At 39.1% G+C, this 253-nt stretch carries 1 pseudogene; it reads left to right on the top strand.

The features are described 5' to 3' along the window. Positions 1-253 (top strand): annotated as a pseudogene (locus FLACHUCJ7_RS25010) (hypothetical protein); the annotation flags it as partial.

Below are 253 nucleotides of genomic sequence, written 5' to 3'. Positions count from 1 at the left end.
ATATTCTAATGCCAATAACAATGCAGTTTTAAACGGGACTATCTACTTTTGGACACATAATACGGGTATTTCACCAAGTGGAGGCAAATATGTATACAGCTCTAATGATTATGCTTCGTTTAATGCAACAGGAGGTACGGCTACTACAGGAGCAAACAATGCTATCCCTTCTGGTTACATAGCAGCGGGACAATCGTTTATGGCAAGTGCAAAAGCAAATGGAATTGTTGAGTTTGATAATTCAATGCGTGCT

The organism is Flavobacterium salmonis (assembly GCF_903819435.1).
Taxonomy (GTDB): Bacteria; Bacteroidota; Bacteroidia; order Flavobacteriales; family Flavobacteriaceae; genus Flavobacterium; species Flavobacterium chungangense.
This window is presented reverse-complemented; position numbering and strand designations above follow the sequence as displayed.